Raw genomic sequence first — 8,048 nt, 5'->3', positions numbered from 1 at the left:
TTTCTATTTTTCAAAATTAATATAAAAAGCAACTTTTATACTCTATTAAGCTCATGTCATAAAATCAGTAGAATTTAGTGATATAATTAAAGTAATATTTCTTACTTTATATATATGTGAAAAATAATTAATAGAAATTTTTCATAAGGGGGAAAGCAAATGAGAAGAAAATCTATATAAAAAATAACTTACAAATTTTGAATAGGGGTGATTAGTATATTTATGGAAAATTTTAAAAAAATATTTATTTCTTTAATAACAAATCCAATATTGATACTTTTATATTGGACATTTTGTTATGAATTATCTTCATTATGCATGTATGGAAGGATGAATAATAATATTTATATCTTTTTTATATGCCTATTATTGATAATATGTATAGTTTTATTTACTATATTTAAAGTCACAAAAAACAAATGCTATAAGTATAGTAAAACAATTAAATTTAAATACATTTTTATTGTAATTATTTTAACGATAACATCATTTTATGGAGTTAAAATATACAAGAGCTCAGTAAATTATGGAGGAAAGTTATCTTGGGTTATAGAACGATTAAAAAGTGAAAGAAAAGTAAAGTTTGAAAATAATAATATATATGAAGATGGTGTTGGAGGCATATTTGAAGACATTAATAAAAAATATAAGTTGCCAAAAGAATTGTATATGTCAGATAACTTTTCATTAAAATTTAAATCAGATGGAACAATTACATCTTTTGATACATTTATATATGGTAAAGATGATAAAGGGAAAGAAAAAAGTTATTTAATAACCTATGATAAAAATAAGTCTAAGGATATTACATTAATTTTAAATGGTTATGCTGATCCTAAATATAACTATGATAAATTATTAAACCCATTAATCGAAACAGTTAAAGTTATTCCGGTTAAGGAAACTGTTGATAAGTGGAATCAAGATAATTATGGATTAGTTTACTATGGAAAAAGAAATTGGGGATATAATTCTGATGGAATTATCAATATCAATGAAAAGGGAGAACTATCAGGTATTGAGCAAACAGATTCTAAAATTGTGGGATACACTGTATCTTTATTTACTCCAGGAAACGAAGGAATAACTCCTGCTAGATATAATTTAGTAAACAATTCAAGTTGGAGTAAATCATGTTTACTTCCTCAGCCAGAAGATTATGAGCAGGAATCATCAGGAGCAGATAAAAGTAAAGAAGAATTTTATCTAACGAAAGAAGTAGGCTATAAAGCTAATTTAGTAGATAAAGCATTAGGAAGTAGTTTATATTCACTTAGTAAGACTACAGATTCGGGAAAAATATGGGAAGTTGTAAATGAAAATCCTTTTAATGGGACGATTGGAAGTGTTGGAGGAATTAAGTTTATAAATGATAATATTGGATTTATAACTACGATAAGACCTTCTGGTACCGAAGGATCATTATATAGAACAGATGATGGAGGTCTATCTTTTAACCTGGTAGAGTACCCTATACAGGAAGTAACACTAGATAATGGAGGAGTCATAGAGCCATTTGATATGCCAGGTATACCTTATGAGAAGGATGGAGTTTTATATATGTCAATTGGACAAGGTCCAGATGGAGATTATAAAGGAAATACTGAAGCTCTTTATAAATCAAAAAATCAAGGTGAAACTTGGGAATTTGTAAAGCTACATTAAAAAAGTATATTATGAATTTAAGAAAAACGTACTTATTAATAAGTACGTTTTTTATTCAAAAAAAATTAAAATTTGAAAGATAAAAATTATATAAGGGATATTTTAAAATAGAGTGGTTAATATATGACTATAAAGTAGAAAAGTAAAAATAGCATAAATTTAATTATTTATATCTACTTTATACTTGTAAAAATAAATAAAAAATTACTTTATTTTAAGGAGTGACTTTTATGGTACATGAAAATGGTAATGATAATAGCATAATGAGATGGATAGGAAGATTTCTATTAGTTGCAGTTATTTTAGTTATAACATCATTTGTAACACCAGGATTTACAATACAGGGTATATGGTCATTTTTATTAGCTGCTGTTGTAATTTCAGTATTAGACTATGTAGTAGAAATGTTTATGGGAGTAGATGCATCTCCTTTTGGAAAAGGAATAAAAGGATTTTTAATAGCAGCAATAATAATATATGCAGCTCAATTTTTAGTACCTAATATGGGTGTATCTATTATAGGGGCTTTATTAGCAGCTGTAGTTATAGGAATTTTAGATGCTATATTTCCTGCGAAAGCTATGTAAATAAAATATTAAAATAAAAAGTACTAACTACCGTAGTTAGTACTTTTTATTTTAATATAAATAGTTTTAAATAAAACTTTTTGTTTCAACCTTGTTTATGGTGGTATATAATAAAAGGTAAGATAGTTTTATTTAAAACTAATAAAAAGGGGAGATCTTATGAAAAATTTAAATTTTATAGAAAATTTAATGATTATACACCATTTTACGAAAAATGTATTTAAATACTCATCAATAAAAGAATTAGATTCTAATCTTAATGAAACACATGCAAAAATTTTACTATTTGTTCATAAACATGAACATAAACAAATGAGTAAAATTAATAAATTTATAGGTATTCAAAAAGGTGCATTCACAACATCAGTGGATATTTTAATTGATAACGGATATGTAGTAAAAGTTAAATCAAAAAAAGATAAGAGATTTACAAATTTAGAATTAACTCAAAAAGGTGAACAAATTGCAGTTGAGTTAGAAGAAAATTTATATAAAAGTATAAATAACATGTTTGATGATATGGAAAATGAAGAAAGAAAAGAAATAAATGAAGCTTTAAATACACTATCAAAATTTTGTATAAAAAATAGAAGAAAGTGACAAATAGGAGGGCAAGATGGAAGATAAAAAAATTAGACTTTTAAGAGATGAAAAAGTTTCAAAAGCTATACTTAAATTATCAATACCTATGGTTATGGGTATGATGATTCAAGTTTTATATAATTTAGTAGATACTTACTTTATAGGGATGTTAAATGATGCAAATCAATTAGCGGCAGCAAATATATCTCTTCCTGTATTTATGATGCTTATGGCTATTGCAGGAATTATAGGATCAGGATCGTCTTCATATATATCAAGATGTTTAGGAAATAAGGATTATGAAGAAGCGAATAAGACTATATCGATAGCGACTGGTATTTTGATTATAATGAGCATAATTGTTATGATAGCTGGAATATTTATGTCTCCTAATATTGCAAAAGGACTAGGGGCAAATGATGCTACTTTTAATTATACTTATAAGTATATATTTATAATGTTTATTGGAGCAATTCCTGTGATGTGTAGTTATGCATTAGGGCAACTTTTAAGATCAGAAGGAAATATAATGCAATCTGTAATAGGTCTTACATTAGGAACTGTTGTAAATATAGTTTTAGATCCAGTTTTTATATTTGGACTTAAGATGGAGATAACTGGAGCTGCAATAGCAACTATAATAGGTCAAACATCCACTTTACTTTACTTTATGTATGCATTTTTAAAAGGAAAAACTACTTTAAAAATAAATTTAAAGAAATTTAAATATGATAAAAATATATTTAAAGAAATATTTACAATAGGAGTTCCTGCATCACTAAATCAAATGTTAATGGGTGTAGCAACTGTTATTGTAAATAATATAGCAGTAGGATATGGAACATTAACTGTTGCAGGCATGGGAGTTGCTATGAAAATAATGACTATAGGAACATTTGTATTTATGGGATTCTCTGCTGGATGCCAACCATTAGTTGGGTATAATTATGGATGTAATAATATTCCTAGAGTTAAAGAAATTATTAAAAAAGGTATAATAATAACTTCTATAATAGGATTAAGTTTAGCTTTAATATTTGGGGTATTTGCTAATTCTTTAATAGAATTATTTACAAGTGAACCTGAGGTTATAAACAAAGGAACTATCATACTTAGAGCTCTAATTATATCACTTCCTTTTGTAGGAGGTCAGATGATATCTACAACTTCAGCTCAATCTATGGGTAAAGTTGTTGTAGCATTTATATTATCTATATCAAGACAAGGATTATTATATATGCCTCTTTTGATTATATTAAACAAAGTATTTGGTTTTTCAGGATTTATTTATGCTCAACCTATAACTGATATGATTATGTTAACATTCTCATCTGTTTTATTATTTAAGGTGATGCCTAAAGAGAATAATAGTTACGAATTAAAAGAAGAGCTTTAATCAAACAAAATGCTATAGCAGGAACAGGGGTATGTTGTGGGAATTAGATGTAAAAAATACCAAATAGATAATAAAAGAATATAAATAGATTAAAAATGGTTATGCTATAAATTTTTATAGCATAACCATTTTAATTAACTAGTAATAATAAGGGCTAGAGATTATAGATAATGTTAATCCAAAAAATGCTAGTATAAATAATAATATAGGCACTAAGAAAGTTAAAACAATTGGTAATACTAAGTTAGTTCCACCTTTAGATAATAGTACTCTATGTTTTATATCTTCTTTAAGCCCATCCACAGAACTTAATTGTTTTTGTACATATTTTAAATATAAGCTATTCCCATATAAGCCGCATACAATATTTGTACCTATATTTAAAATCCAACCTAAGAATGGTATGCAAGCAAATATTATATTAGCTATTATTAGCCCTACTCCATATCCATACATTTTTCTATAGAATAGCCAATTTGATGTAAAAAAGAATGATGCCCAGTTCCAAGATGTACTTTTTTCTAATTCTTGCATTTCTTTGAATTTGGGTATGTAATACTCAGTATTTTTTTGAATGAAATTTATCATATCATCATTTTCCCAATCTGCCTTTAAAGAGCCATCCCCACTTATATCAGTGAACTTTTTATAAGTTTTATTGTTAGTAATAGTATCTTTAATATTTGTGGTAGCATCTTTTATTGAATCTTCAATAGATTTTAAGCTATTTCCACAGTTCGAACAAAACTTATCTGATGACAAATTTTTATGTCCACATTTAGAACAAAATACAGTTTCATTATTTTTTTCCATTGTACTCCTCCTTATAAAATTTATTTTCGACCTAAAAATTAAATAATTTCCCCTATAAAATATATTTCACAGGATAATAACATTATTAGACCTATGTTAACAAAACAGTTTAGATTATAATACAAAAATTTATTATTTTCAATGATAGATAACCATAAAATGGAATTATAAATTTAATATGAATATTATTTAATTAAAAACTACAAAGTAAAGAAGATTGACTATTTACAGTTTGGGGTATTAGAATAATCTTATATTAAAGGAAAGGATTAAAGTATGAAAAAAATATTTAAATTATTAAGCTTATCAATTTGTATTTTATTGATGGGAGCATTTTTTATGGGATGCAGCAAAGATTCATCTAAACAAATAAGTTTTCTTAATTATGGAGAAAATATAGACAAAGAAACAGTAAAAGAATTTGAAAAAAAATATGGCATAAAGGTTAATGTTGAGACATTTGACGATATGGAAACAATGTATCAAAAAATTAGCAAAGGTGGAGTTAAATACGATGTTATTTTAGTATCGGATGCTTTAATGCCAAGGATGATTAAAAAAGGACTTATACAAGAATTAAATAAAGACAATATACCTAACATATCTCAAATGGATAAAGATTATTTAAATCTTCAAATAGATCCAGGAAATAAATATTCAGTACCTTATATGTTTGGAACAGTAGGTCTTATTTATAACAAAGATGTAGTTAAGGAAAAAGTGGATAGTTGGGATATTTTATGGGATGAAAAATATAAAGATAAAGTATTTATGTTTGATACTTATAGAGATACTATGGGAGCTGCTTTAAAGAAACTTGGATACTCTTTAAACTCGAAAAATCCAAAAGAAATAGAAGAGGCTAAAGAATTGTTGATAAAACAAAGAGAAACAGTAAATCCTATATATGGTGTTGATAATGGAACTACAATGATTCCATCAGGTGAGTCTGATATAAATATGATATGGTCAGGAGAAGGATTAAATCTTCAAGATGAGAATCCTAATTTAGTTTATGTAGTTCCTAAAGAAGGAGCAAATTTCTGGATAGATAGTTTATGTATACCTAAAAATGCTGAGAATGTTGAAGGAGCAGAGAAATTTATAAACTTTGTTAGTGATAAAGAAAGTGCGTTGAGAATAGCTGATGAAATCGGATACACTACTCCAAATAAAGAAGCTAGATTAGCTCAACCTGATAATGTAAAAAACAACCCAAATGCATATATGCCTAAAGAAGTAATGGATAGATGTGAAATTTATGAAGATTTTCCAATGGATATTAAAAAAATATATGATAATGCATGGGTAAATATAAAATCAGATAATTAATAAAAAAGATCTTTAAAAGATCTTTTTTTTTATTAATTATATTATTGCTAAATTTAATTTTATGTAAATCTAAAATAGATATTTTCTATAGAAATTTTAATTAGGGTAATAGATTTAAAAATAAAAAAATGATATAATTTACTAAAAATTACCAAAATAAGCAAAGGATTGCGAGGAGACAAAATGGCATATAAATGGACTGATGATTTACTAACTGGTAATATACAAATTGATACAGAACATAAAGAATTAATAAAAGCAATAAATGATTTATTAGAAGCTTGTAGTAAAGGTAAGGGTAGAGCTGAATTAGAAAAGACAGTGAAATTTTTATCTTCTTACACTAGAACGCATTTTGGACATGAAGAAGTTTTACAGAAAAAATACAATTATCCTGATTACAATAATCATAAAAAGTATCACCAACATTTTATTGATACTGTTGATAATGTACAGAAAAAGCTTTTAGCAGAAGGCCCAAGTATTGTTTTAGTGGGTGAAATTAATAGTAAGGTTGCTAATTGGATAATTAGTCATATAAAAAGAGAAGATGTAAAGGTTGCCGCGCATATAAGAAATAATTCTAAATAATTAAAAGGAGGGTGTATTATTAAAACATATATCCTCCTTTTTCATTTATTTTATCAGTTTATATTATGTAAGTTTGCATAGTGATATAATATTAAAAAATGATTTAGATAACAAAACGGAGGATTATTTTATGGATAAACAATTTACGAGCTTAAGTAATGGAGTAAAGATACCGCTTGTAGGATTTGGTACATACAAGTCAGGTAATGATGAAGATACATCTGAAATAGTAAAGAATGCTCTGGAAATAGGCTATAAAATGATAGATACAGCTTCATTTTATGGGAATGAAAAAGGTATAGGTAAAGGCATAAAAGAGAGTGAAATAGATAGAGAAGAAATATTTTTAGTAACAAAGCTTTGGAATGAAGATCATGGATATGATAGCACTATTAAAGCTTTTAATAAATCGTTAAAGAATTTAGATGTAGATTATATAGATTTATACCTAATTCATTGGCCAAATAAATTAAATGCTGAAACATGGAAAGCTTTTGAATATTTATATTCTATAGGAAAAGTTAAAGCTATAGGAGTTTGTAATTTTAAAGCAAATCACTTAGAAGAGTTAAAAAAGATTGCAACTATAATGCCAATGATAAATCAAGTGGAGATGCATCCGTTTAGCATTAAAAGTGAAATGATCAGCTATTGTAAAGAAAATGATATTCAAGTGATTGCATGGAGTCCTATAAGCAGAGGAAGAATATTTTCGAATGATTTAATGATTAACTTAGCAGAGAAATATAATAAAACAATAGCACAAGTAGTATTGAGATGGCATATTCAAAAAGGAGTTATACCTATTCCAAAATCATCAAATGAAAATAGGATAAAAGAAAATATAGGAATTTTTGACTTTGAAATTTCTAATGAAGATATTATAAAAATTGACTTATTGAATGAAGGATATGACGTATCTGTATCTAAACCCCCTATGAATACAACATATAATGATTAAATATATTTTGACAAGATTATTTCCCGGGACAAGTATAAATTTGAGTAATAAAAAATATGAAACTCTATATAGAGTTTCATATTTTTTAGTATATATTTTATAAAATATATATTTAATTATC

General features: G+C 26.0%; 8 protein-coding genes. 7 read left to right on the top strand and 1 reads right to left on the bottom strand.

From position 1 onward, the window contains the following. Positions 1-222 precede the first annotated feature (222 nt). The 4 genes from VN21_RS02570 (at position 223) to VN21_RS02555 (ending at position 4,230) form a co-directional block, all read left to right on the top strand. Positions 223-1,665: a WD40/YVTN/BNR-like repeat-containing protein gene (locus tag VN21_RS02570; RefSeq protein WP_046821904.1), complete on the top strand. Its 1,443-nt coding sequence runs from the start codon at positions 223-225 to the stop codon at positions 1,663-1,665. Between the two features lie 230 nt (positions 1,666-1,895). Continuing rightward, the gene (locus VN21_RS02565) at positions 1,896-2,252 is read left to right on the top strand and encodes a phage holin family protein (protein ID WP_046821903.1); all 357 of its coding nucleotides are present in this window, start codon (positions 1,896-1,898) and stop codon (positions 2,250-2,252) included. Positions 2,253-2,411: 159 nt separating this feature from the next. Further along, positions 2,412-2,852 (top strand): MarR family winged helix-turn-helix transcriptional regulator, encoded by a 441-nt coding sequence (locus VN21_RS02560; protein WP_046821902.1) that lies wholly within the window; start codon positions 2,412-2,414, stop codon positions 2,850-2,852. Between the two features lie 16 nt (positions 2,853-2,868). Next, on the top strand, positions 2,869-4,230 hold the full coding sequence (locus VN21_RS02555; RefSeq protein ID WP_046821901.1) for an MATE family efflux transporter: 1,362 nt from the start codon (positions 2,869-2,871) through the stop codon (positions 4,228-4,230). A gap of 138 nt (positions 4,231-4,368) precedes the next feature. Here VN21_RS02555 and VN21_RS02550 read toward each other — a convergent pair whose 3' ends face one another. Further along, positions 4,369-5,043: a zinc-ribbon domain-containing protein gene (locus VN21_RS02550; RefSeq protein ID WP_046821900.1), complete on the bottom strand. Its 675-nt coding sequence runs from the start codon at positions 5,041-5,043 to the stop codon at positions 4,369-4,371. 276 nt (positions 5,044-5,319) lie between these two features. Here VN21_RS02550 and VN21_RS02545 point away from each other — a divergent pair, with 276 nt between their 5' ends. The 3 genes from VN21_RS02545 to VN21_RS02535 all read left to right on the top strand — a co-directional run bounded on the left by VN21_RS02545 (position 5,320) and on the right by VN21_RS02535 (position 7,927). Further along, complete coding sequence (locus VN21_RS02545) at positions 5,320-6,375, top strand: ABC transporter substrate-binding protein (RefSeq protein ID WP_046821899.1); 1,056 nt, start codon at positions 5,320-5,322, stop codon at positions 6,373-6,375. Positions 6,376-6,558: 183 nt separating this feature from the next. Next, the gene (locus VN21_RS02540; RefSeq protein ID WP_046821898.1) at positions 6,559-6,966 is read left to right on the top strand and encodes a bacteriohemerythrin; all 408 of its coding nucleotides are present in this window, start codon (positions 6,559-6,561) and stop codon (positions 6,964-6,966) included. A 130-nt stretch (positions 6,967-7,096) separates the two neighbouring features. Beyond that, the gene (locus VN21_RS02535) at positions 7,097-7,927 is read left to right on the top strand and encodes an aldo/keto reductase (RefSeq protein WP_046821897.1); all 831 of its coding nucleotides are present in this window, start codon (positions 7,097-7,099) and stop codon (positions 7,925-7,927) included. Positions 7,928-8,048: the final 121 nt, after the last annotated feature.

The sequence above is a fragment of the Paraclostridium benzoelyticum genome, assembly GCF_001006285.1.
GTDB lineage: Bacteria > Bacillota > Clostridia > Peptostreptococcales > Peptostreptococcaceae > Paraclostridium > Paraclostridium benzoelyticum.
This window is presented reverse-complemented; position numbering and strand designations above follow the sequence as displayed.